This is a genomic window from Nocardioides endophyticus (assembly GCF_039543845.1).
Lineage (GTDB): Bacteria > Actinomycetota > Actinomycetes > Propionibacteriales > Nocardioidaceae > Nocardioides > Nocardioides endophyticus.
This window is the reverse complement of the sequence record NZ_BAABKN010000019.1, coordinates 414,423-436,306: the sequence shown is the minus strand read 5'-3', so window position 1 is coordinate 436,306 and position 21,884 is coordinate 414,423. Positions and strand designations below refer to the sequence as shown.

Below are 21,884 nucleotides of genomic sequence, written 5' to 3'. Positions count from 1 at the left end.
AGCCACGATATTCGCGATCATCACCTGGCTACGCACATAAGGGAGACACGGCCTAGCCGCGCGTCCCCAGATTGGGGCATTCGCTCGCGATCCCCGGTGCGCCCGGTGACGGATACCTAACGTTGACAGTGCCCGGGCCGATGGACCGGACAACTGGTTCGAGGTACGGGGGGAGGTAGCACCATGTGGGACACCGTCCAGACGAACGCCGTGCATCTCTCGCACGACATGCCGTGCCCGCAGTGCGGGCACGCTCTCCACATCTATCTTGCGTGTGGAGACTCGTGCGACTGCGTGCCGGCGGTCGCTCGGAGCCGCACCGCGGCCTAGCCGATCGCATCGAGCGTCGCGACCCGGGTCAGTGCCGGGCGCTCGGTGACGCCGTCGACGACCGATCCGGCGTTCCACCACATGCGGATACCCTCGGGCGCGAGCTCGAGCACGGCCAGGTTGTTGTCGTACCAGGGCCCCTGGGTGACCGCCCACCGGATCGGCTCGGGGCGGACTCGTCCTGCGAGCGAGAGCAGTCGAGCCACCGCGCCCGTCGCTCGTGCGGCCGCGAGTGCCGTGAAGCCCCGCATCCCCTTGGGCAGCGGGTTGCGGATCGGTGAGCAGACAGCCTGCAGGATCCGGCTCGCGGCGAGACCGTCTCGAGGCCACGCCTCGGCGACGTAGCTGTGGTGCACGTCCCCGGACAGGAACGTGATCGTGCGTGGTGCCCGGCCGCGCCGGCCCGTCGCGACCTCCAGCACGATCTCGGCGACGTCGCGGAACCCCCGCTCGAAGGCGCCCCAGTGCTCCAGGTCCGCCCGCTTGCGCGCCCACTCGCCCAGCACCATGCCCGGTGGTCCCCAGGCGCCCTCGGCGATCGCCTCGCCGAACGACTCGATGTGGTGCAGCCCGGGAGCGAGCAGGAACGGCAGGGAGGTCCCGATGAGCAGGTGGTCGACGTCGCCCTGCAGTAGGGCGTCCAGCCACATCAGCTCGCCCTCGTCCAGCATCGAGCGGTGCTCAGGATCGAGCACCCGGGCGGCGCGGGAGTCGACGACGACCAGGCGGGCCTGGGAGTCGAAGTCTCGCGAGTAGCTCCACCGGTAGGTCTCCGGGTGCTGGTCGGCGCGGTCCGCGAGGGCGTCGAGCGCATCGCTGACGTCGAGCTCGCCCGGGCCGTCGTGCGACGAGATCTGCTTCCAGAGCTCGTCGGCGTGGCGCTCCTCCGGGCCCAGGTTGCCCAGGTGCTGGTGGACCCAGTACGACGCCAGTCCCCCCACGACCCGGTCGTGCCACCAGCTGGTGGCCTCCATGTCCTGGCGCCAGGTCCAGCTGGTGTTCCAGTCGTCGCGGATGTCGTGGTCGTCAAAGATCATCGCGCTCGGCAGCGTCGACAGCAGCCACCGGTTCGCCGGGTCCGACCACGCGAGCCGGTAGAGATGGGCGTACTCCTCGTAGTCCTTGAGCTCGTACCAGGGTGCCTGCTGGGGATCACGGCGCCTCTCGATGAACGCACGCATCTCGTCGCTGGTCTCGTCGGCGTACACCTGGTCGCCGAGGTAGAGCGCCAGGTCTGGCCACCGCTCCCCCGGATCCTCCGAGTCGCTCTCGGTGATCCCGGCCATGAACAATGCGTAGGCGCGCATGGCGTCGACGCCGAACTTCTCGGTGCCCTCCTCGTCGTGGTCGACACTGACCCGGCACGAGCCGAACGCCAACCGGAGAGGCTTGCCCGGCTCGAGTGTCGAGATGACCGACGGCGGGAAGTCGGCGAACACCGGGTCGTTCGACGGCCACACCTGCTCGTCACCGAGCAGGACGGTGTACGGCGAACGGCTGCCTGGCTCGAGGCCGGTCAGCTCGACCAACGCGTAGTGGTGGCCGTGGACGGCGAAGGTCCGAGCGACCGCCTCCCGGCCGCCGGCGGTGACTCGCACCGTCGTCGCGGTCGAGGCCTCCACCCAGATGGTCGCGCTTGTGGCGTCGACGTAGCGCAGCAGCGGACCGAGCACGAGCGAGGTCATGCCAGGGGCTCTACCCACCGATGGTGTGCTCTAGGCTTTGCGCCATGGCGACACCCGAGCGACGTACCGCCCCTGGCACCCCTGCAGTCTCCACCGGAGCCCCCGCGGCTTCCGGCCCGGTGCCGGTGATGGCACCGCTCGGCTGGGTGCTCATCCTGTCGGCCGGCACCGGCCTGATCCTCGCCAGCTGGCTCCTGTACGGCGCCGAGGCGAGCGGCATGTGGGCGGGGTACCGCGACGGGATCATCGGCACGGTCGTCGTGCTGGCCGGGATGGGCCTCAACAGCTCGCTCCCGAAGCAGGCGCTGCTCGGCATCTGTGGGCTGGCCGGCATCCTGCTGATCCTCTTCGCGGTGTTCCTCGACAACGAGAACGCCGTCTTCGTCAGCGAGCTGGTCGCTGGCATCGTGCTGCTCGTCGGCGTCGGCCTCTACGCCTCAGGCCGCCGCAGCTGAGCTGAGCCGCCGCCTGGACGATCGACTCAGGGCTCGACGAGCACCTTGATCGCGCGCCGTTCGTCCATCGCCCGGTAGCCCTCGGCGACGTCGTCCAGCGGCATCGTCAGGTCGAAGACGATGCCGGGGTCGATCCCTCCCGCCAGCACGCGCTCGAGCAGCTCCGGGATGTACTTGCGGGTCGGCGCCATGCCTCCGGCCAGCCCGATGTTCTTGGTGAACATCCTCCGGACCGGCAGCTCGATGCCGTGCGGCGCACCCACGAACCCGACCGTCGAGCCGGGTCGCGCGATCTTGAACGCTGTCTGCATCGCCTGGTCGGTGCCGACGCACTCGAGCACCGAGTCGGCTCCTACTCCTCCGGTCAGCTCCAGGATCGCCTCGACACCGGCCTTGTCGCGCTCGGCGACGATGTCGGTCGCGCCGAAGGCTCGGGCGATCGCCTGACGCGGCTCGTGCCGCGACATCGCCACGACCCTCTCGGCGCCGAGCAACGACGCGGACAGCACCCCGAAGAGCCCGACCGCTCCGTCGCCGATGACGACCGCCGTCCCGCCGGGGCGGACGCCTGCGGAGACCGCGGCGTGCCAGCCGGTCGGGAAGACGTCGGCCAACGTGAGCAGGGACGGGATGAGACTCGGGGCGGGCCGGCCGTCGGTCTTCACGAGGCTGCCCTCGGCCTGGCTCACCAGCGTGTACTCGGCCTGACCGGTCTCGGTGAAGCCGAGGTTGACGCAGCCTGCCTGCGCGCCGGCCCGGCAGTGCGCGCAGGTGTTGTCGCAGTGGTCGAACGGCACGATGACGAAGTCCCCGGGTCGGAAGGACGTCACCTCGGCGCCGACCTCCTCAACGACACCGACGCACTCGTGGCCGACCGTGTCGCCGGGCGTGATCTCGTTGTCGCCGCGGTACGGCCACAGGTCGGATCCGCAGATGCAGCCGGCGACGATCTTGACGATCGCGTCGGTCGGGGCGGAGATCACCGGGTCGGGTACGTCGGAAACCCGGATGTCTCGGGTACCGTGGATCGTCGTCGCGCGCATGGAGCCATCCTGTCAGGACAGCCACTCCCCCACGACACCCCGGGCACCACGCCGTTGTTGCGTTATCTCATATGTGAGTTACCGTGGCTGACATGACTGAGGGTTACAAGACTGAGGGCTACAAGAATCGGATCGGCAATCTCATCCGAGACGCCCGCAAGCACCGCGGCCTGACCCAGCACCAGCTCGCCGACCTGCTCGGCACCAGCCAGAGTGCGGTCAACCGGATCGAGAAGGGCCACCAGAACATGTCCCTCGAGATGCTGGCCCGGATCGGCGCGGCGCTCGACTCGGAGATCGTCGCGGTGGGCGCCGGACCGACCCACCTGCGGGTGACCGGACCGACCACGCTGTCCGGCGAGATCGACGTCAAGACCTCCAAGAACGCCGGGGTCGCACTGCTGTGCGCCTCGCTCCTCAACCGGGGCCGCACCACCCTGCGCAAGGTCGCGCGGATCGAGGAGGTCAACCGCCTGCTCGAGGTGCTGAACAGCCTCGGGGTCCAGACCCGCTGGCTCAACGACGACAACGACCTCGAGATCGTGCCGCCGCGCGACCTCGACCTGCACCACATCGACGAGACCGCGGCCCGCCGTACGCGCTCGATCATCATGTTCCTCGGCCCGCTGCTGCACCGCGTCGACACCTTCGAGCTGCCGTACGCCGGCGGCTGCGACCTCGGCACCCGCACCGTCGAGCCGCACATGGCGGCGCTGCGCCCCTTCGGCCTCGAGGTGAAGGCGACCGACGGCAGCTACCACGCCCAGGTCAACCGGGCCATCGAGCCGGTGCGGCCGATCGTGCTCACCGAGCGCGGCGACACCGTCACCGAGAACGCCCTGATGGCGGCCGCGTTGCACCCGGGCACCACGGTGATCCGCAACGCGTCCTCCAACTACATGGTCCAGGACCTCTGCTTCTACCTCCAGCGCCTCGGCGTCACCGTCGACGGGATCGGCACCACCACACTCAGCGTCACCGGTCTCGCGGAGATCGACGTCGACGTCGACTACGCGCCGAGCGAGGACCCGATCGAGGCGATGTCGCTCGTCGCCGCCGCGATCGTGACGAAGTCCCAGATCACCATCCGCCGGGTGCCGATCGAGTTCATGGAGATCGAGCTGGCGCTGCTCGAGGAGATGGGCCTGCAGTACGACCGCTCCGAGGAGTACGTCGCCCTCAACGGCCGCACCCGCCTCGTCGACATCACCACGAAGCCGTCCGAGCTGCACGCGCCGCTCGACAAGATCCACCCGATGCCGTTCCCCGGCCTGAACATCGACAACCTGCCGTTCTTCGCCGTGATCGCGGCCGTCGCCGAGGGGCAGACCCTCCTGCACGACTGGGTCTACGAGAACCGCGCGATCTACCTCACCGACCTCAACAAGCTCGGCGCACGGGTCAAGCTGCTCGACCCGCACCGGGTGATGATCGAGGGCCCGACCAGCTTCAGCGGCACCGAGCTGGTCTGCCCCCCGGCCCTGCGGCCGGCCGTGGTGATCCTGCTGGCGATGCTCGCCTCGAAGGGCACATCGGTGCTGCGGTCGACGTACGTCATCCACCGTGGCTACGAGGATCTTGCCGAGCGTCTCAACCACCTCGGCGCCAACATCGAGACGTTTAGAGACATTTAGCCAAGCGCCGACTCGGCTGAGTCCTACAGCCAGCACGCCGACGACGTACCTCCAGCGCGTCAGTCGAACAAGGTCTCCACCCACGCACGCGCGGGAGGCTTGGTGGCGGGCGGGGCGGTCATGTCGGGCGTGATCCGCGGCATCGGCGCGGTGTGCTGGCCGGCGTGGCGGTGCCAGTCGCTCTCGGCCTCGATGAGTGCTCCGAGATCGGCCCGCGCGAGGAAGACGCCGTGGTTGTCGGGGCACGAGCTGACCGCGCCCTCCCCGAGTGACGAGCTGATGGCGCGCGTCTCCATCTCCGCGCCGCACCGTGGGCAGGTCAAGGTCTCCATGTCCCGACGCTACCGCCCGAGTGGTGAGTGGACGCGGACGCTCGCCGGTCCGCGATACTGCCTGTCGTGACGTCTCCGGCGAAGGCTCCGTTGACCGGGTTCGCCTACCTCGACCGGGTGCACGCGGCTCCGGGCCCGGTGCTCGCCTTCGCCCACCGCGGGGGCGCGTACCACCCCGAGATCGAAGGGCTGGAGAACACGCTCGCAGCCTTCCGCCACGCCGTCGGGCTCGGCTACGACTACCTCGAGACCGACGTGCACGTCACCCGCGACGGAGTGCTGCTCGCGTTCCACGACTCCGTGCTCGACCGGGTCACCGACCGGCGCGGTGAGATCGCGGCGCTGAGCCTGCGCGAGGTTCGCGAAGCCCTGGTCGGCGGGCGCGAGGCGGTGCCCACGCTCGCGGAGCTGTTCGACGCCTTCCCACATGCCCGCTTCAACATCGACCTCAAGTCCGAAGGCGCCGTGCCGGCCCTGGCCGCCTTCATCGCCGCCCGCGACGCGTGGGACCGGGTCCTGGTCGGCTCCTTCTCGCGACGGCGTACGGCGCGCTTTCGTCGGCTGACCGCCGGGCGGGTCCCGACGAGCGCGACGCCCGGTCAGATCGCTGCCTTCCGCCTGCTCCCGAGCGGGCGTCTGGCCGCCCTCGTGGCGGGTGCCGGCGCCGACGCGCTCCAGATCCCGCACCGGCGCGGACGACTGCTCGTCGCGACGCCGGGTCTCGTACGCCGGGCCCACGCCGCGGGCCGGCACGTGCACGTCTGGACGATCGACGAGGCCGAGGAGATGGCGGTGCTGCTCGACCGGGGCGTCGACGGACTCTTCACCGACCGCACCGACATACTCAAGGCCGTCCTCGTCCGGCGAGGCCAGTGGAGGGAGCCGTCATGACCGCAGCGGGCCTCGATCCGCAGAGCCGCCAGCGCGAGCAGAGGGCCTGGTACTGGTACGACTGGGCCAACAGTGCCTTCGTCACGACCACGGCGGCGGTCCTGTTCGCGCCGTACCTCACCTCGGTGGCGGAGAAGGCCGCCTGCGGCTACGTCACCGACGAGGACAAGCACATCAAGTGCACGCAGGACCTGCACGTCTTGGGGCTCGACGTGTCGGCTGGCTCGCTGGTGTTCTACCTGGTCACCGCCGCCACGATCCTCTCGGCCATCGTGTTGCCGATCGTCGGCGCGGTGGCCGACCGCAGCGCCAGCAAGCCCCGCCTCCTCGGCGGCTTCGCGTGGGCCGGCAGCGCGATGGCGGCGCTGATGTTCTTCGTGGCCGGCTCCAACTGGCAGTTCGGTGCCGTGCTGCTGCTGCTCGCGACGCTCTTCCTCGGCGCCAGCCTGGTCGTCTACGACTCGATCCTGGTCGAGATCGCCGACCCGGATGAGCGCGACCGGGTCTCGTCGAGGGGCTGGGCGCTCGGCTACCTCGGCGGTGGGCTGCTGCTCGCCGTCAACTTCGTGCTGCTGACGGTGATGAGCGACAACACCGAGATGGCCGTGCGGATCAGCCTGCTGAGCGCCGGCATCTGGTGGGCCGCCTTCACGGTCATCCCGGTGCGCGGTATCCGCTCGCGGCCACCCGTCAACCCAGATGGTGGGCAGAGTGCTGAACGCGGCGGACTGGTGAGGGCCAGCTTCGGTCAGCTCTGGCACACGCTGCGCGACCTCCGCAGCTACCCCGTGACGCTGACCTTCCTGCTGGCGTACCTGTTCTACAACGACGGCATCCAGACCGTGATCTACGCCGCCTCCGTGTACGGCGAGAAGGAGCTGGGGTTCGAGAAGAGCACCGTCTTGATGGCGTTCCTCGTCGTCCAGTTCGTCGGCATCGGCGGAGCGCTCGCGTTCGGCCGGCTTGCGGGGCGCGTCGGTGCCTACCGGGTCATCAAGGTCGGGCTGTTCATATGGCTGGCGGTGGTCTTCGTCGGCTGGCTGATCCCCGACAACAACTTCCCGTTGTTCCTGCTGCTCGCCGTCGCGATCGGAGTCGTGCTCGGCGGCACCCAGGCGCTGTCGCGGTCGTTCTACAGCCAGCTGATCCCTCGCGGGCGTGAGGCGGAGTACTTCTCGCTCTACCAGGCGTGTGAACGAGGCACGAGCTGGATCGGCACGCTGATCTTCGGCCTGGTGCACCAGTGGACGGACTCCTACCGCCCCGCCCTGCTCGCCCTGATGGTGCTGTTCGTCCTCGGCATCATCTTGTTGATGCGGGTGGACCCGCGGCGCGGCATCCAGGAAGCCGGCAACACGATGCCGACCGTCGTCTGAGCCTGCCATCTGAGAACTTGCTGTGAGTGCGGTCATAGGGCCCGATTCCCGGAATCTTGCACTTCCCCCTACCGTTGAACGGATTGAGACCGATGGGAGCGGGTACACCGACGTCGTGTACGCGGGGCCTGTGGGTCTCGGACAGGCAATTTTTCGGGGGACAAGATTCGGGAGGTGGCTCATGGCAGAGCGCACACTGCGTGGAGCGCGGCTCGGGGGCCAAAGCTTCGAGGACGAGCGCGGCATTGAGTTCGCGGCTCGTCAGCAGGTTGGTTTCCGCTGCGCCCAGGCGCACGAGTTCGAGGTCACGATGTCGGTCGAGGCCGACGTCCCAGCTGTGTGGGAGTGCCCGCGCTGCGGTGGCGAAGCGATGAACGTCTCCGGCATCCTGCCCGAGGTGAAGGCCGAGAAGCCGGCCCGCACCCACTGGGACATGCTGCTGGAGCGGCGTTCGGAGAAGGAGCTCGAGGACATCCTCAAGGAGCGGCTTGAGCTGCTTCGGGGCGGCGAGATCGGCCCCGCTCACCTGCACCGCGCCAACCAGAAGAAGCGGAAAGCTACGGCCTGACGAGCATCGGCGACACTAGTCCCGTGAAGGGGGCTCGTCGTCGATCACCTCGCCCCGGACAACGGGCCCCTCAGCGGGTCCGGGTCCGGGGCGTCGTACGTCCACGACCCCGAGGAGCAGTCGCCGCCCGACCGCCGCGGCGAGCAGACGGCGGAAGACCGGCCGGGTGAACGGCAGGATCAGCAGGATCCCGAACGCGTCCGTGATGAAGCCCGGCGCCAGCATCAGCGTGCCGCCGATCAGGATCAGCGCCCCGTCCGCGATCTCGGCGGCGGGCATCCGGCCGCCGGCCAGCGCATCCTGCAGGGCGCGCCAGGCGCGGCCGCCCTCGTGCCTGATCAGCCAGGTGCCGAGGACGGCGTCGAGGAGGAGCAGGGCGATCGTCCAACCCGCGCCGATGACCTGACCGACCTGGACGAGCACGTAGATCTCGACCAGCGGCACCACCACGAAGACGACGAAGAGGGCGCCCTGGATCATCCGACGCTTGCGGGTCATCGGGACAGCGCCTTGCGCACCCGGTCGGCCCGCTCCCGCAGGCCCCACGCTGTGATCCGCTTGAGCGACTCGGTCGCCACGGCGCCACTCATCTTCGAGTCGCCGCGGACGCGTTCGACGAACTCGATCGGGACCTCACGGACGGTGAGGCCCGCGGCGAGGGTGCGCGCGACCATGTCGGTCTGGAAGACGTAGCCGGTTGACTGCACCGACTCGAGGTCGATCTTCTCCAGCGTCGTACGTCGGAACAAGCGGTAGCCCGCCGTGGCGTCGCGGACCTTCACCCCGAGGAGCAGGCGGACGTAGAGGTTGCCGCCGCGCGAGAGCAGCTCACGGCGCAGCGGCCAGTTGACGACCGCTCCGCCTGGCACCCAGCGCGAGCCGATCACGAGGTCGGCTCCCGCGCGCAGCGCGCCGATCATGCCATCGAGCTGCTCGGGCTGGTGCGAACCGTCGGCGTCCATCTCGCCGATCACGTCGTACCCGGCCTCGAGAGCGACCCGGAAGCCGTGCAGGTACGCCGCACCGAGGCCGGCCTTCGCGGTCCGGTGCACGACCCGGACCGCCGGGTCCGCTGCGGCGAGCTCGTCGGCGATCGCCCCGGTGCCGTCGGGCGACCCGTCGTCGACGACCAGGACGTCGATCGCGGGCTGCGCCGCACGCAGCCGACCGACGATCCAGGCCAGGTTGTCGGCCTCGTTGTAGGTCGGGATCACCACGACCACGCGGCCGAGACCCTCGATGTGCTGGGGGCCTGCAGAGTTCACCGATGCCGCCCGCTCACGTGCTCCCGCTCTCGTTGGCTGCGACCAGGTCGGACGGCACCGTTGCGTCCTCTGCCTGGTCTCGAGTGAGGTTCCGACGATACGGGACGAGCACCAGCAGCAGTCCCAGAATCGCGAGCGCGATGCACACCCGACCCGACCAGGGCCCGATCCGCACGGCCGGCGTGATCGCGGTGTCCAGGCCGACGGTCGCGACCAGCGCCGCCTGGGTGCGAGGGGCCGCACGCGAGACGACGCTGCCGTCGGGCGCGATCACGCCGGAGACACCGTTGGTCGAGGCGACGGTCAGCCACCGGCCGGTCTCCACGGCGCGCAGCCGGGTGATGGCGAACTGCTGGTCGATCTGGTCGGTGTGGATGAACGTGGCGTTGCTGGTCTGCACGGTGAGCAGCTGCGCTCCCCGGCTCACCTGGCCGTAGATGGCGTCGTCGTACGCCACGTCGAAGCAGATCGAGTCGGCGACCTCCAGGCCGGCGATCCTCAACGGCGTCAGCCGAGTGCCCGCGAGCATGTCGCGCCCGACCATGGTGAGGCGACCGATCTGGAGGTCGTCGAGGTAGCGGCGGAACGGGATGTACTCGCCGAAGACCACCGGATGGTGCTTGGTGTACCGATCCCCCGCGCCGGTGGCCGGGTCCCAGACGATGCCCTGGTTGAGCACGTGCTGCGGACCGGCGTCGACGATGGCGCCGACCAGGATGGGCACGCCGATGGCCTCGCTCGCGGAGCGGATGCCCGCGTTGGTCTGCTGGTCGCGGAAGGGGTCGATGGCCGTCGAGTTCTCGGGCCACAGGACGAAGTCCGGCCGCGGCTCGCGTCCGGCGGCCACGTCCGCCGCGAGCCGGGTCGTCACGTCGACCTGGTTCTGGGTGACCTGGCGGAAGTCGTAGAGGATGTCGTCGCCGTTGCCGGGCACGTCGCCCTGGATCACCGCGACGGTCGCCTCTCCTTCGAGGGACGGGTCCCACGTCACGACGAGCGGGAGCAGCAGAGCCGCGACCGCAAGTGCGGCCAGCGTGCCGAGAGCGACCAGCCGCAGGCGTCCGCGCTCGACGACAGCCCACGCCAGCAGAGTGCCGCTGAGGGCGAGCACGAAGCTCGCGCCGACGGTGCCGATCCACGGCAGGGCGTCGGCCAGCGGCGTGTCCACGACCGCGAACGCAAGGCGCCCCCAGGGCATGCCGCTGAACGGCCAGCCGCTGAACCAGAGCTCGTTCGTCACCCAGGCCGCGGCGACCCAGAGCGGCCAGAGGCGGTGGCGCTGCAGCAGGTTGACGACCAGGCCGAGGACGGCGAAGAAGAGCGACTGCCAGATCGAGAGGCCGATCCACGCGTCGGTCCCGACGGCCCGCATCCAGTAGAGGAGCACGAACTGGAAGCCGACGCCGAACGCGAGTCCGGCGAGCAGGGCGCGGCTCGGCCGCAGCCCACGGGTCGTCAGCACGAACCCCGCGACGGCGAACGGGATGACGACGGGAACGGCTACCGGCTCGAACGCTAGGGAGAGCCCGACGCCGCACGCGAAGGCCACCAGGATCCGGAGCAGCACAGCCCCGACGATACCGAGCGGCACCACGGCTGCATGCCGTTGGGCGCCCTCTGGCGGCTGCTGGCAGTCCCCGGAAGGATCCCGCGCCCTTCGGACCAGTCCGATCTCGACCGGCTGCCGAGGCCGCGGCTGTTGTCTAGGGGACACGGGCCCCTTCCGCGTCCGCTCTCATGGGGGCGGACCGACCTCCGCGAACAAGGTCCGAGGAGTGGTTGGCACCCCACCCTCCGACCCGGCCACTCGGACGTCGGTTCGCCGGCCACGATCTGCATGAGCGGACGGCACACCTTGGTCGCGAATCGCGCTAGATGTCAACCGCCTGATGACCTGCACAGACACGCGAATCTGCAGGTCAGACCAGCAGTCTGCGTCCCGAGATCGAGCGAAAATTTCACCACGACTCGGCGTGTCGCAGCGGCGCGCCGACGAGCCGACGGGCTAGACCGGCGTACTCGCGTTGCAGGTCGTCCAGGTCGAGCTCACCGTCCGGCGTCCACCAGCGCGCGACCCCGCTGCACATCTCCAGGAGCGCGCGGCGTGCGACCGCCACCGAGCCGATCCGGAACGCGCCCCGGGCCACGCCATCGTCGAGCGCGGACTGCCACAGCGTCTCGTAGCGGTCCCGCAGCGCCACGACCTCGGCGCGGGCGCCGGCGGAGAGCGCGTTCACCTCGTCGTCGACGACGCGGGTCTGCTCCGGGGCGGTGGCATGGGTGCGCACGTGGAGCCGCACGAGAGCGTCCAGCCGCTCCCCCGGGTCGTCCATCTGTACGACCTGCTCCGCCGCGTCGAGCAGACCGGTCAGGCTCGAGCGCATGATCGCGACCAGCAGCTCCTCCTTGGTGCCCATGTAGTGGTAGAGCGAGGCGGACGAGAGGCCGGCCGCGTCGGCGAGCTGGCGGATGCCGGTGCCGTGGTAGCCGCGCTCGGCAAACAGGCGGAGGGCGGCATCCTGCACGCGTTCGGACGTGCTGGTCGTTGCGCTGGGCACGGCTTGACCCCTCTCCTGGTGACCACCTACGGTCGCTCATGATGCCCGATCGATCGATCGATCGGAAGCCGCGACGCGTGAAGGAGGCCTCGATGGGGGTCGAGACTGAGCTTGTCGAGTACCGCCGCGACGGTGAGGTCGCGTTGGTGCACCTCAACCGGCCGGAGCGTCTGAACGCCGTGACGGTCGCGCTCACCGAACAGCTGGGCGCAGCCCTGGCCCGCGCCGCTGCGGAGGACGCACGTGTGGTGGTGCTCGCAGGAAGGGGCCGGGCCTTCTGCGCCGGGCACGACCTCAAGGAGCCCGAGCCCGTCGAGACGCCGATGCAGACCCGGCTCCGGCTCGAGGCGATCCAGGAGGTCACCCGCCTGACCCGGCGGTTCCCCGGGCCGGTGGTCGCGGCGGTGCACGGATACGCCCTCGGTGCGGGCTGCGAGTTCGCGCTGGCCTGCGACGTGGTCGTGGCGACAGAGGACGCCCAGTTCGGGTTCCCCGAGGTCGGCGTCGGCCTCAGCGTGACTGGTGGGATCTCGCGGCTGCTGCCCATGCTGGTCGGCTGGGCGAAGGCCAAGGAGCTGCTGCTGCTCGGCGACCGCGTGACCGGTGCCGAGGCCGCCCGGATCGGGCTGGTCGCGCGCGCGGTGCCGTCCGGTGAGCACGAGGCCGCGGCGCTCGAGCTGGCCCAGCGCCTGGTCGAGCGCCCGCCGCTCGCGCTCAGTCTCGCGAAGCAGGTGCTCGACCACGGCCTGGATGCCACGCTGGAGGAGGCGATGGTGCGCGAGGTCGACCACGCCGTCCTGACCTCCCTGTCCGGGGAGGGCGAGGCGCCCAAGGAGGCCTTCACCCGTGGCTGAGCAGTCATTGGTCGACCACCTGCTGGTGGCGGCCGAGCGCTGGCCCGACCGCCCCGCGTGGACCTTCGACCCGGGCGACGCACCGGCAACGACCCTGACGTTCCACGACGTCGCGCGCCGGTCCGCGGCGTACGCCCAAGTGTTGCGTGAGCGCGGCATCGAGGCGGGTGACCGGGTCGCGGTGATGCTCGACAACCAGCCGGAGTTCCCCCTCGTGTGGCTGGCGCTGATGCGCATCGGTGCGGCGATGGTGCCGCTCAACGTCCGCTACCGCTCCGCCGACGCCGGCCACGTCGTCGCCGATGCGGGCGTACGCGTCGCGATCACCTCGCCGTCGTACGCCGAGCTGCTGGCACCGCTCGCGGAGGTCGTGCTGGTCGACGACCTCGTCCCGGCCCGCAGCTGGACCCAGGGACCGGTCGACCCGGCTACTCCCGTCAACGTGCAGTACACCTCGGGCACGACCGGGCATCCGAAGGGCTGCGTGCTCACCCACCGCTACTGGACCACGCTGGGCAACTCGATGCTCGACGAGTTCCCGTACGTCGTTGCGGACGACGTGATGCTGACGGCTCAGCCGTTCTTCTACCTCGACCCGCAGTGGAACGTCGTGACCGCATTGATGTCCGGCGCTCACCTGGTCCTGCTCGACGGCTTCCACCCCTCGACGTTCTGGGCCAAGGTCCGCGAGCACGAGGTGACCTACTTCTACTGCCTCGCCGCGATGCCGACGCTGCTGCTCAAGATGCCGCCGGACCCGGCCGACCGCGCCCACCGCGTGCGAGTGGTGCAGTGCTCGGCCATCCCGCCGGCCCTGCACGCCGAGCTCGAGGCGCGGTGGGGCGTGCCGTGGTTCGAGGCGTTCGGCATGACCGAGACGGGCGCCGACATCCGCGTCTCCCCCGGCGACCACGACGAGCTGGTCGGCTCGGGTTGCCTCGGCCGGGCGGCCGCGCACCGCGAGGTGCGGATCGACGTCGGTGGCCAGCTGTGGCTGCGCGGGCCCGGCATGATGGACGGCTACCTGGGCCGCCCGGACCCGTTCGTCGACGGCTGGTTCCCCACCGGCGACCTGGCCCGGCTCGACGACCAGGGCCGGATCTGCCTGGAGGGGCGGCTCAAGGACATGATCCGGCGCAGCGGCGAGAACATCGCGGCCCACGAGGTGGAGGACGTGCTGCTCGCCCACCCCGCGGTCCGGCTCGCGGCCGTCGTCGGCGTACCCGACGAGATCCGCGGCGAGGAGGTCAAGGCGTACGTCGTGGCGCCCGGCGTCTCCTCGGAGGACCTGACCGCGTGGTGCTCCGAGCGGCTGGCGGCGTTCAAGGTGCCGCGCATCTGGGAGTTCCGCGACGACCTCCCCCTGACGGCGTCGCACCGGGTGGAGAAGGCCAAGCTGGGAGCCGAGCTGTGAAGGCGGACCTCCTGCTCACCAACGCGCGCGTCCGTACGCTCGACGGCGATGCCGTTGCTCCAGCGGTGGCGATCTGGCGCGACCGGATCGTCGCGCTCGAGGAGGTCGCGGCCCACCGGACGATCGACCTCGGCGGTGCGGTCGTGACGCCGGGCTTCCACGACGCCCACAACCACATGGCGTGGTACGGGCTGTCCCTCAACGAGGTCGACCTCCGGGTGCCGTCACTCGACGCGTTGTACGACGCCGTCGCGACCCGGGCGGCGGCCGCACCCGAGGGCGAGTGGATCGTCGGCGCCGGGTACGACGAGAACAAGCTGGGCGGCCACCCCGACCGGGACGCGCTCGACCGGGCGGCGCCCGGTCGGCGGGTCTGGCTGAAGCACACGTCCGGGCACATGTGCGTGGCCAACGGTCCGCTCCTCGACGACCTCGGCCTCGCCGCGGCGGCGGTCGACGTGCCCGGTGGCCTGGTGGTCACCGACAGTGACGGCAGGCCGACCGGGCTGCTCCAGGAGCAGGCCCAGCAGCTGCTCAACCGGCTGGTCCTCCCGTACCCCGTCGACACCCTGGTCGCCGCGATCGAGCGAGCCGGGCGGGTCTACCTGTCGCAGGGCATCACCAGCGTCGTCGAGGCCGGCGTCGGTGGTGGCTGGATCGGCAAGAGCCCGGTCGAGGTGGCGGCGTACCAACGCGCCCTGGACCTCGGCCGGCTGCCGGTGCGGGTGGAGCTGATGGTGGCCACCGACGTGCTGCATCCGCTCGCCGCCCACGCCAGCGACGACATCACCCTGGGGTTGGACCTGGGCATCCGCACCGGCCTCGGCGACGACCGCCTGCGGATCGGGCCCGTGAAGATCTTCAGCGACGGGTCACTCATCGGGCACACCTGCGCGATGACAGAGGACTTCGCGGACACCCCGGGCGAGCGCGGCTTCCTCCAGGACGACGCCGCAGCGCTGCACGCCCGGATCCTCGACGCCCACCGATCCGGCTGGCGAGTGGCGGCGCACGCCATCGGCGACGCCGCGATCGACCTCGTGCTGGACGCCGTCGAGGAGGCACAACGGCGCTGGCCGCGGCCCGACATACGCCATCGCATCGAGCACTTCGGGGTGTCGCGGCCAGACCAGGTGGCTCGCGCAGCCTCGCTGGGCGTGGTGCCGGTGCCGCAGGGGCGGTTCGTCGGCGAGATCGGTGACGGAATGCTCCGCGCCCTCGGCCCGGAGCGCGCCGGCTGGGCTTACCGGTACCGGTCGCTGCTCGACGCCGGCATCATGCCGCCGGGCAGCTCCGATCGCCCGGTGGTGGACGGGGCCCCGCTGCTCGGCATCCACGACATGGTCAACCGGCGCACCGACAGCGGCCAGCCGTGCGGTCCGGAGGAGGCGATCACGGGGCTGGAGGCGCTGACGGCATACACGCTCGGCTCGGCGTACGCCTCGCACGCGGAGGGCGACCGCGGGACGGTCGCCGTGGGCAAGTACGCCGACCTGGCCGTGCTCTCCGACGACCCGGCTACGGTGGACCCGAGGGCGATCCGCGACATCGAGGTGCTGTCGACGGTGCTGGCCGGAGAGGTCGTGTGGGAGCGATGAGCCACCCGATGACCCTGGTCGAGGCGGCCACGCTGACCGCTGAGCAGCGGCGGGCGGTTCGTGCCATCTACGAGGACGCCTTCCCTGAGGAGCTCCAGGTCCCGTTCGACGACCTGTTCGTCGACCGGATGCTGGTGCTGCTCGACGAGGAAGGCCCGGCTGGCTTCGCGCTGGTGCGGGACCTGGCCGAGACGCGCTGGACCTTCCTGCGCTACTACGCCGTCGGGCGGCGTGGACGCGGCACCGGCTCGACGATGTGGCGCTCGCTGACCGCGCGGCTGGCCGCGGACGGCCGCACCCGGCTCATCTGGGACGTCGAGGACCCCGACGAGGCGGGCCTCTCCCCCGAGCTGGTCGAGGAGCACCGGCGCCGGATCGTCTTCTACGAACGGCTCGGCGGCCGGCTCCTGCCGGTGCGCGACTACCTGCCGCCGCACGACGACGGGCACGCGCCGCAGCTGCTGCTGATGGACGCCCCGCTCGCCGACGAGCCCGAGCCGCCGCTGCGCGAGCTGGTCGAGACCGTCTACCTCCGCAGGTACGGCGTACCGGCCGCCGATCCCGCCGTACGCCGGACGTTGCTTGGGAGCCGGTTGTAACGACAGGAGAACGTCCGGCGTTTCGATTGGCAGACCGCAAGATCTCCGTCTAACCTCGCTCCATGAGTATCGAGACGTCGATCGCAGCCATGGTCGAGGACCACTCCGGTCAGCCGTACCCGTACCAGCGGGTCGAGCTCGTCGAACCCGACTGGACCCGCTTCCCGGGGTGGCGCGACGTCACCGCCGCGGAGTGGGAGTCGGTGCAGTGGCAGCGAGCCCACTGCGTCAAGAACGTCAAGCAGCTGCGCGAGCTGATGGGCGACCTCGTCGACGAGCGGTTCTACGCCGACCTCGAGCGCGACCAGGCCGAGCGGGCCACGATGTCGATGCTGCTTCCGCCGCAGATGATGAACACCATCGCGCCGCACGAGACACCGGCCGGCCCCGGCTCGCTGACCGAGGCGTTCTACGCCGACCCGGTCCGGCACTACATGGTCCCGGTCTTCTCCGACCGCCGCACCGACTGGCCGTCGCACCCGCACGCCACCCGCGACTCGCTGCACGAGCACGACATGTGGGTCGCCGAGGGTCTCACCCACCGCTACCCGACCAAGGTGCTCGCCGAGCTGCTCCCGACGTGCCCGCAGTACTGCGGCCACTGCACTCGCATGGACCTGGTCGGCAACTCGACCCCGACCGTCGACAAGCTCAAGTTCGTGGGCAAGCCGGTCGACCGGCTCGGGTCGATGCTCGACTACCTGCGCCGTACGCCGCAGGTGCGCGACGTCGTCGTCTCCGGTGGCGACGTGGCCAACATGCCGTGGCCGCGGCTGGAGGACTTCCTCACCCGGCTCCTCGAGATCGACAACATCCGCGACATCCGGCTCGCCACCAAGGCCCTGGTCGGGCTCCCCCAGCACTGGCTGCAGGACGACGTCCGGGCCGGCGTCGAGCGGGTCGCGACCGTCGCCCGCTCGCGCGGGGTCTCGCTGGCGATCCACACCCACGCCAACCACGCCAACTCGATCACGCCGCTGGTCGCCGAGGCCTCCCGCGCGATGCTCGACGCCGGCGTACGCGACGTGCGCAACCAAGGCGTCCTTCTCAACGGCGTCAACGCCGATCCGCACGCGCTGCTCGACCTGTGCTTCCGCCTGCTCGATGGCGCGCAGATCATGCCATACTACTTCTACATGTGCGACCTGATCCCCAACTCGGAGCACTGGCGGGTCTCGGTCGGCGACGCCCAGCGGCTGCAGCACCACATCATGGGCTACCTGCCTGGGTTCGCGACGCCGCGGATCGTCTGCGACGTGCCGTTCGTCGGGAAGCGCTGGGTGCACCAGCTCGCCGACTACGACTCCGAGCGCGGCATCTCCTACTGGACGAAGAACTACCGGACCTCGATAGAGGCCACCTCGCAGGACGCGCTCACCAAGACCTACGAGTATTACGACCCGATCCACACGCTGCCCGCCGAGGGCCAGCGCTGGTGGGCCGAGCACGGCAACCTCGACGAGTCGGCGCTCCGCGCCGCCGAGATGGCCGAGGCGTCGCGTCGTACGGCGGCGCTGCAGGCCTGGTAGCGCTCGCGCTCGGACCCGCCCGGCGCATGCCCGAAGACCCGACGGGTACCGATCGTTGTGACGTGGGCCACACGTCGCCCGCAGGGAGGCGGGTCAGCGCGGAGGGGATCTCGATGAGCGACAGGAACGGTAGTCACGGACTGGTAGGGACGCTGGCGACGGGGATGCGGGACATCCCCCGCAACGCGTCCTGGCTGATCGGACGGGCGATATCGCCTGGCGACGGATCGACCGAGGACCCACGCGGTAGCGGGTCGTCCGGCACGGGAGGTGTCCGTGACAGCCTGCGCAGCGCGCGGGCGTCGCTGCAGGACGCGCTGCCGGGTCAGGACTCGGTGGAGGCGCGGCTGGCCCGCGCTCGTGACGCCGCGGAGCGCGCCAAGGAGGCCGAGCACGACGCCCTCGAAGCAGCGCAGCGCGCGCACGAGCTCGCCGAAAGCGCTGAGGAGGCGTCTCGGAACGAGAAGGCGTACGTCGAGCAGGTGCGCGCGGAGCAGCGTGCCGCGGTCGACGAACGCGTAGCCGAGGCGCGGCGCGAGGCCGACGAGCGGGTCGAACGTGCGAAGCAGGACGCCCAGAAGCGGGCGGACGACGTACTGGCGAAGGAGCAGCGGGCCGCGGAGGCGCGCGCCCAGGATGCCCGTGAGTCTGCCGAGCGCGCGCAGGGCGAGGCCGAGGATCGCTACCGCGAGGCAACCGAGCTCCTGGCAGATGCGCGGCAACGGGCCGACGAGGCGGCCGAGGCGGCCGAGGCCGCGGCCCAGAGCGCTCGCGCCCAGGCTGAGCAGATCGCGCAGGACGCCCATCGTGACGCCGCGAGCGCCGAGGCGGCGGTGAAGCGAGCCGAGGAGATGCGCACCTCCACCGCCCGCACGGCGGCCGAGGTCGCGCAGAGCAGGTCCGACCGCTCGACACCGGGCCGGCTGGGCGACCTCAGCAAGGCAGAGCTGCTCGACCTGGCCGCCGCGGAAGGCATCCAGGGCCGCAGCTCGATGACCAAGCAGGAGCTGACGACGGCGATCAACCGCAACGGCCAGAAGCTCCGGAAGGCGCAGTCATGAACGCGGTCATGAGCATCTTCGGCAAGAAGACGGCCCCGGAGAAGGTGGCCGCGCCGCTGATGCACCTGCCCGTGCGCAAGATCGCGGCCTCGGGCGCCGCCGCTGCCGCCAGCCTGGTCGCGGTGTCGGCCGCCAGTGCGGCCACGACCGCGCTGCGCCGACGGGCGGACCGGTCATGAGGCTCACCACGGTCTGTGCCGTCGGTGTCGCCTACGTCCTCGGTGCGCGAGCGGGAAGGGAGCGCTATGCCCAGATCCAGGTTCTGGCACAGGCGGCGGCGAAGCGAATGGAGTCGTACGGCGCGGACGGGTCATTGGCGTCGAGGGTCGACCACTGGTGGAGCAGCGCCGCGGCTCCGTCCCGACGCGACGGGTGACCTCTCCGACGGCATCGTGGTCCAGACCCAGCTGCTGGGGCGGGTCCTCGGCGTACGACTGCTGCGCATCGACGGCACCGTGCTCGTCTCACCGGCGCGGCTCGTGAGCGACGCGCAAGGTCGCGGCGCACGTGCGGTCCGGTCGAATGGCGCCGAGCTCGCCGAGGCCGCCCGCCTGCTGCGGGAGAACGACAAGGCGCTGGGGCGTCGTCCCGGGCCTGCTTCCGGGTGAGTCCTTGGCCCCGAGGCTGCGCGGTCTGGTCACCAACCGCAGACCTCAGGACCGGACTTCTGCCGTTGGTGACCGATCCGCATGTCTGCGGCCCGACGGCTCAGGTGACGGAACGGTTCTCGTACGGCGTCGACAGCACGATGGTCGTCCGGGTGGAGACGTTCGCCGCCGCTCGGATGCGGGCCAGCAGGTCCTCGAGTGCGGCCGGCGTCGCCACCCGTACCTTGAGGATGTAGGACTCGTCGCCCGCGACCGACCAGCACGACTCGATCTCCGGGATGCCACGCACTCGCTCTGGCGAGTCATCGGGCTGCGAGGGGTCGATCGGCCGGATCGAGATGAACGCCGTCAGCGGCAGCCCCAGTTGCTCGTGATCGATGCTCGCGCCGTACCCGCGGATGAGCCCGCGGGACTCGAGTCGCTTCACCCGCTGGTGGACCGCGGACGTCGAAAGCCCGGTCGCCTTGCCGAGATCGGTGAAGGACATTCTCCCGTCGTTCGCGAGAAGCTCGAGGATCTTGCGGTCCGTTGCTTCGAGTTCCGACTGGCTCACGGCGATCAGACTAGAGCACGAGTGCTGGACCGCGTCCGGATCGCAGTGACGCGGGCGCTGAACGCGGTACCGCGTTACATCGAATTAATTCCATTCGGTAGTAATTCGAAATCTGTGCTCCCTAGCGTCCTGCCCCAAGTGGTTCACAACGTCGTGCACCTGGTGCGGTCCACACCCCCGAGAGGTCCATCCGTGTCCGATTCACGCGCTCGCCTGCTGGCGAGCTCCGCGGCGGTGCTCGCTGCGGCCCTGGTTCTGAGCAGTTGTGGTTCGAAGTCAAGCGACGGCGACGTCGAGAGCGCGAGCGCCGGAGCCGCGAGCTGTGTCGACACGTCCGGCGACACCATCAAGCTCGGGTTCCTGAACTCCACCTCCGGTGCGATGGCAATCAGCGAGCAGACCGTGAGGGACTCGCTGCTGCTCGCGGCCGAGGAGATCAACGCCGACGGCGGCATCCTCGGCAAGCAGATCGAGCCGGTCGAGGAGGACGGTGCGAGCGACCCGGCCGTCTTCGCAGAGAAGATCGGCAAGCTCCTCACCAGTGACTGCGTAGCCGCCGTCTTCGGTGGGTGGACCTCGGCCTCCCGCAAGGCCATGCTGCCCGTCGTCGAGGGCGCGAACGGCCTCCTGTACTACCCCGTTCAGTACGAGGGGCTCGAGGCCTCGAAGAACATCTACTACACGGGTGCAACCACGAACCAGCAGATCATCCCGGCGATGGACTTCCTCGCCAGCAAGGGCGTCAAGACCCTGTTCCTGGCCGGCTCCGACTACGTCTTCCCGCGCACGGCGAACAAGATCATCAAGCAGTACGCCGAGGAGCTCGGGATCGAGATCGTGGGCGAGGAGTACGTCCCGCTCGACAGCGACGACTGGTCGACCCAGGTCGCGAAGATCGTCGCGGCCAAGCCGGACTTCGTCTTCAACACGATCAACGGGTCGTCCAACGTCGGCTTCATCAAGGCCTACTACGAGCAGGGCCTCGGGCCGGACTCGTCGCCGATCATCTCGGTGTCGATCGCCGAGGAAGAGGCGCCGGCGATGGGCAAGGACGTCACGGGTCAGTTCGCGGCTTGGAACTACTTCCAGTCGGTCGACTCCCCGGACAACGCGGCGTTCATCAAGGCGTTCCAGGCCAAGTACGGCGCGGACCGCCCGACCTCGGACCCGATGGAGGCGGCGTACACGTCCCTCTACCTGTACAAGAACACCGTCGAGAAGGCGAAGTCCTTCGATGTCGAGGACGTCAACGACGCCTCGGACGGGGTCTCGTTCGACGCCCCTGAGGGGACCGTCACGATCAACGGTGAGAACCACCACATCGCGAAGACCGGACTGATCGGTCAGATCAACTCCGACAACCAGTTCGACGTGGTGTGGAGCTCGGAGGAGCCGATCGAGCCGGACCCGTTCCTCGAGAGCTACGACTGGTGGGACTCGAGCGCGGAGTGACGCGTCGCTGAACCACCCCACCAGCTCGTCAAGCGGTGGTCCCGCGCCCACCAGGGCGCGGGACCACCGACTGGAAAGG

At 70.1% G+C, this 21,884-nt stretch carries 22 protein-coding genes; 14 read left to right on the top strand and 8 right to left on the bottom strand.

The genetic code is table 11. From position 1 onward, the window contains the following. Positions 1 to 326: 326 nt before the first annotated feature. Positions 327 to 2,015, bottom strand: coding sequence for an alkaline phosphatase D family protein (locus ABEA33_RS16720; RefSeq protein WP_345527988.1), 1,689 nt, complete (start codon positions 2,013 to 2,015; stop codon positions 327 to 329). 44 nt (positions 2,016 to 2,059) lie between these two features. On the opposite strand from ABEA33_RS16720, the gene ABEA33_RS16715 reads away from it, so the two are divergent. Next, positions 2,060 to 2,470, top strand: coding sequence for a hypothetical protein (locus ABEA33_RS16715; protein ID WP_345527987.1), 411 nt, complete (start codon positions 2,060 to 2,062; stop codon positions 2,468 to 2,470). Between the two features lie 26 nt (positions 2,471 to 2,496). Here ABEA33_RS16715 and ABEA33_RS16710 read toward each other — a convergent pair whose 3' ends face one another. Beyond that, the gene (locus ABEA33_RS16710) at positions 2,497 to 3,513 is read right to left on the bottom strand and encodes a zinc-dependent alcohol dehydrogenase family protein (protein WP_345527986.1); all 1,017 of its coding nucleotides are present in this window, start codon (positions 3,511 to 3,513) and stop codon (positions 2,497 to 2,499) included. A gap of 92 nt (positions 3,514 to 3,605) precedes the next feature. Between ABEA33_RS16710 and ABEA33_RS16705 the strand changes: the two genes are divergently transcribed. Next, complete coding sequence (locus ABEA33_RS16705; RefSeq protein WP_345527985.1) at positions 3,606 to 5,147, top strand: UDP-N-acetylglucosamine 1-carboxyvinyltransferase; 1,542 nt, start codon at positions 3,606 to 3,608, stop codon at positions 5,145 to 5,147. A gap of 59 nt (positions 5,148 to 5,206) precedes the next feature. On the opposite strand, the gene ABEA33_RS16700 is transcribed toward ABEA33_RS16705, so the two are convergent. Continuing rightward, complete coding sequence (locus ABEA33_RS16700; protein ID WP_345527984.1) at positions 5,207 to 5,479, bottom strand: TFIIB-type zinc ribbon-containing protein; 273 nt, start codon at positions 5,477 to 5,479, stop codon at positions 5,207 to 5,209. 66 nt (positions 5,480 to 5,545) lie between these two features. On the opposite strand from ABEA33_RS16700, the gene ABEA33_RS16695 reads away from it, so the two are divergent. The 3 genes from ABEA33_RS16695 to ABEA33_RS16685 all read left to right on the top strand — a co-directional run bounded on the left by ABEA33_RS16695 (position 5,546) and on the right by ABEA33_RS16685 (position 8,314). After that, positions 5,546 to 6,370: a glycerophosphodiester phosphodiesterase family protein gene (locus ABEA33_RS16695; RefSeq protein WP_425577436.1), complete on the top strand. Its 825-nt coding sequence runs from the start codon at positions 5,546 to 5,548 to the stop codon at positions 6,368 to 6,370. After that, complete coding sequence (locus tag ABEA33_RS16690; protein WP_345527983.1) at positions 6,367 to 7,746, top strand: MFS transporter; 1,380 nt, start codon at positions 6,367 to 6,369, stop codon at positions 7,744 to 7,746. Before ABEA33_RS16695 ends, ABEA33_RS16690 begins: the two co-directional genes overlap by 4 nt. Positions 7,747 to 7,927: 181 nt before the next feature. Beyond that, a complete protein-coding gene (locus tag ABEA33_RS16685; RefSeq protein ID WP_345527982.1) occupies positions 7,928 to 8,314 on the top strand; it encodes an RNA polymerase-binding protein RbpA in 387 nt (128 codons plus the stop codon). A 15-nt stretch (positions 8,315 to 8,329) separates the two neighbouring features. On the opposite strand, the gene ABEA33_RS16680 is transcribed toward ABEA33_RS16685, so the two are convergent. The 4 genes from ABEA33_RS16680 to ABEA33_RS16665 all read right to left on the bottom strand — a co-directional run bounded on the left by ABEA33_RS16680 (position 8,330) and on the right by ABEA33_RS16665 (position 12,137). Next, positions 8,330 to 8,812, bottom strand: a complete 483-nt coding sequence (locus tag ABEA33_RS16680) for an FxsA family protein (protein ID WP_345527980.1) — start codon at positions 8,810 to 8,812, stop codon at positions 8,330 to 8,332. Continuing rightward, positions 8,809 to 9,579 carry a polyprenol monophosphomannose synthase gene (locus tag ABEA33_RS16675; protein WP_345527978.1) on the bottom strand — a complete coding sequence of 257 codons (771 nt, stop codon included), beginning with the start codon at positions 9,577 to 9,579 and terminating at the stop codon, positions 8,809 to 8,811. The genes ABEA33_RS16680 and ABEA33_RS16675 overlap by 4 nt, the downstream gene beginning before the upstream one ends. A gap of 13 nt (positions 9,580 to 9,592) precedes the next feature. Further along, the gene (lnt, locus tag ABEA33_RS16670; RefSeq protein WP_345527977.1) at positions 9,593 to 11,146 is read right to left on the bottom strand and encodes an apolipoprotein N-acyltransferase; all 1,554 of its coding nucleotides are present in this window, start codon (positions 11,144 to 11,146) and stop codon (positions 9,593 to 9,595) included. Positions 11,147 to 11,537: 391 nt separating this feature from the next. Continuing rightward, positions 11,538 to 12,137 carry a TetR/AcrR family transcriptional regulator gene (locus ABEA33_RS16665; RefSeq protein ID WP_345527976.1) on the bottom strand — a complete coding sequence of 200 codons (600 nt, stop codon included), beginning with the start codon at positions 12,135 to 12,137 and terminating at the stop codon, positions 11,538 to 11,540. A 92-nt stretch (positions 12,138 to 12,229) separates the two neighbouring features. On the opposite strand from ABEA33_RS16665, the gene ABEA33_RS16660 reads away from it, so the two are divergent. The 8 genes from ABEA33_RS16660 to ABEA33_RS16625 all read left to right on the top strand — a co-directional run bounded on the left by ABEA33_RS16660 (position 12,230) and on the right by ABEA33_RS16625 (position 19,800). Continuing rightward, complete coding sequence (locus tag ABEA33_RS16660; RefSeq protein ID WP_345527975.1) at positions 12,230 to 12,991, top strand: enoyl-CoA hydratase/isomerase family protein; 762 nt, start codon at positions 12,230 to 12,232, stop codon at positions 12,989 to 12,991. Then, a complete protein-coding gene (locus tag ABEA33_RS16655) occupies positions 12,984 to 14,405 on the top strand; it encodes an AMP-binding protein (RefSeq protein ID WP_345527974.1) in 1,422 nt (473 codons plus the stop codon). The genes ABEA33_RS16660 and ABEA33_RS16655 overlap by 8 nt, the downstream gene beginning before the upstream one ends. Continuing rightward, the gene (locus ABEA33_RS16650) at positions 14,402 to 16,003 is read left to right on the top strand and encodes an amidohydrolase (protein ID WP_345527973.1); all 1,602 of its coding nucleotides are present in this window, start codon (positions 14,402 to 14,404) and stop codon (positions 16,001 to 16,003) included. Before ABEA33_RS16655 ends, ABEA33_RS16650 begins: the two co-directional genes overlap by 4 nt. Continuing rightward, positions 16,000 to 16,602: a GNAT family N-acetyltransferase gene (locus tag ABEA33_RS16645; protein ID WP_345527972.1), complete on the top strand. Its 603-nt coding sequence runs from the start codon at positions 16,000 to 16,002 to the stop codon at positions 16,600 to 16,602. Before ABEA33_RS16650 ends, ABEA33_RS16645 begins: the two co-directional genes overlap by 4 nt. Before the next feature lie 62 nt (positions 16,603 to 16,664). Then, complete coding sequence (locus tag ABEA33_RS16640; RefSeq protein WP_345527971.1) at positions 16,665 to 18,131, top strand: KamA family radical SAM protein; 1,467 nt, start codon at positions 16,665 to 16,667, stop codon at positions 18,129 to 18,131. Between the two features lie 113 nt (positions 18,132 to 18,244). Then, positions 18,245 to 19,192: a coiled-coil domain-containing protein gene (locus tag ABEA33_RS16635; protein ID WP_345527969.1), complete on the top strand. Its 948-nt coding sequence runs from the start codon at positions 18,245 to 18,247 to the stop codon at positions 19,190 to 19,192. Then, the gene (locus tag ABEA33_RS16630; RefSeq protein WP_345527968.1) at positions 19,189 to 19,371 is read left to right on the top strand and encodes a hypothetical protein; all 183 of its coding nucleotides are present in this window, start codon (positions 19,189 to 19,191) and stop codon (positions 19,369 to 19,371) included. Before ABEA33_RS16635 ends, ABEA33_RS16630 begins: the two co-directional genes overlap by 4 nt. Positions 19,372 to 19,584: 213 nt before the next feature. After that, entirely contained in the window at positions 19,585 to 19,800 is a 216-nt protein-coding gene (locus ABEA33_RS16625; protein ID WP_345527967.1) for a hypothetical protein, read from the top strand. A gap of 100 nt (positions 19,801 to 19,900) precedes the next feature. Here ABEA33_RS16625 and ABEA33_RS16620 read toward each other — a convergent pair whose 3' ends face one another. Further along, positions 19,901 to 20,353, bottom strand: a complete 453-nt coding sequence (locus ABEA33_RS16620) for an Lrp/AsnC family transcriptional regulator (RefSeq protein WP_345527966.1) — start codon at positions 20,351 to 20,353, stop codon at positions 19,901 to 19,903. A gap of 192 nt (positions 20,354 to 20,545) precedes the next feature. On the opposite strand from ABEA33_RS16620, the gene urtA reads away from it, so the two are divergent. Then, complete coding sequence (gene urtA, locus ABEA33_RS16615) at positions 20,546 to 21,805, top strand: urea ABC transporter substrate-binding protein (protein ID WP_345527965.1); 1,260 nt, start codon at positions 20,546 to 20,548, stop codon at positions 21,803 to 21,805. The last annotated feature ends 79 nt before the right edge of the window (positions 21,806 to 21,884 follow it).

Bases quoted from the DNA above. Each gene is read 5' to 3' on its own strand.
- ABEA33_RS16720 (WP_345527988.1), bottom strand. From the start codon at position 2,015: ATGACCTCGCTCGTGCTCGGTCCGCTGCTGCGCTACGTCGACGCCACA.
- ABEA33_RS16715 (WP_345527987.1), top strand. From the start codon at position 2,060: ATGGCGACACCCGAGCGACGTACCGCCCCTGGCACCCCTGCAGTCTCC.
- ABEA33_RS16710 (WP_345527986.1), bottom strand. From the start codon at position 3,513: ATGCGCGCGACGACGATCCACGGTACCCGAGACATCCGGGTTTCCGAC.
- ABEA33_RS16705 (WP_345527985.1), top strand. From the start codon at position 3,606: ATGACTGAGGGTTACAAGACTGAGGGCTACAAGAATCGGATCGGCAAT.
- ABEA33_RS16700 (WP_345527984.1), bottom strand. From the start codon at position 5,479: ATGGAGACCTTGACCTGCCCACGGTGCGGCGCGGAGATGGAGACGCGC.
- ABEA33_RS16690 (WP_345527983.1), top strand. From the start codon at position 6,367: ATGACCGCAGCGGGCCTCGATCCGCAGAGCCGCCAGCGCGAGCAGAGG.
- ABEA33_RS16685 (WP_345527982.1), top strand. From the start codon at position 7,928: ATGGCAGAGCGCACACTGCGTGGAGCGCGGCTCGGGGGCCAAAGCTTC.
- ABEA33_RS16680 (WP_345527980.1), bottom strand. From the start codon at position 8,812: ATGACCCGCAAGCGTCGGATGATCCAGGGCGCCCTCTTCGTCGTCTTC.
- ABEA33_RS16660 (WP_345527975.1), top strand. From the start codon at position 12,230: ATGGGGGTCGAGACTGAGCTTGTCGAGTACCGCCGCGACGGTGAGGTC.
- ABEA33_RS16645 (WP_345527972.1), top strand. From the start codon at position 16,000: ATGAGCCACCCGATGACCCTGGTCGAGGCGGCCACGCTGACCGCTGAG.
- ABEA33_RS16640 (WP_345527971.1), top strand. From the start codon at position 16,665: ATGAGTATCGAGACGTCGATCGCAGCCATGGTCGAGGACCACTCCGGT.
- ABEA33_RS16635 (WP_345527969.1), top strand. From the start codon at position 18,245: ATGAGCGACAGGAACGGTAGTCACGGACTGGTAGGGACGCTGGCGACG.
- ABEA33_RS16630 (WP_345527968.1), top strand. From the start codon at position 19,189: ATGAACGCGGTCATGAGCATCTTCGGCAAGAAGACGGCCCCGGAGAAG.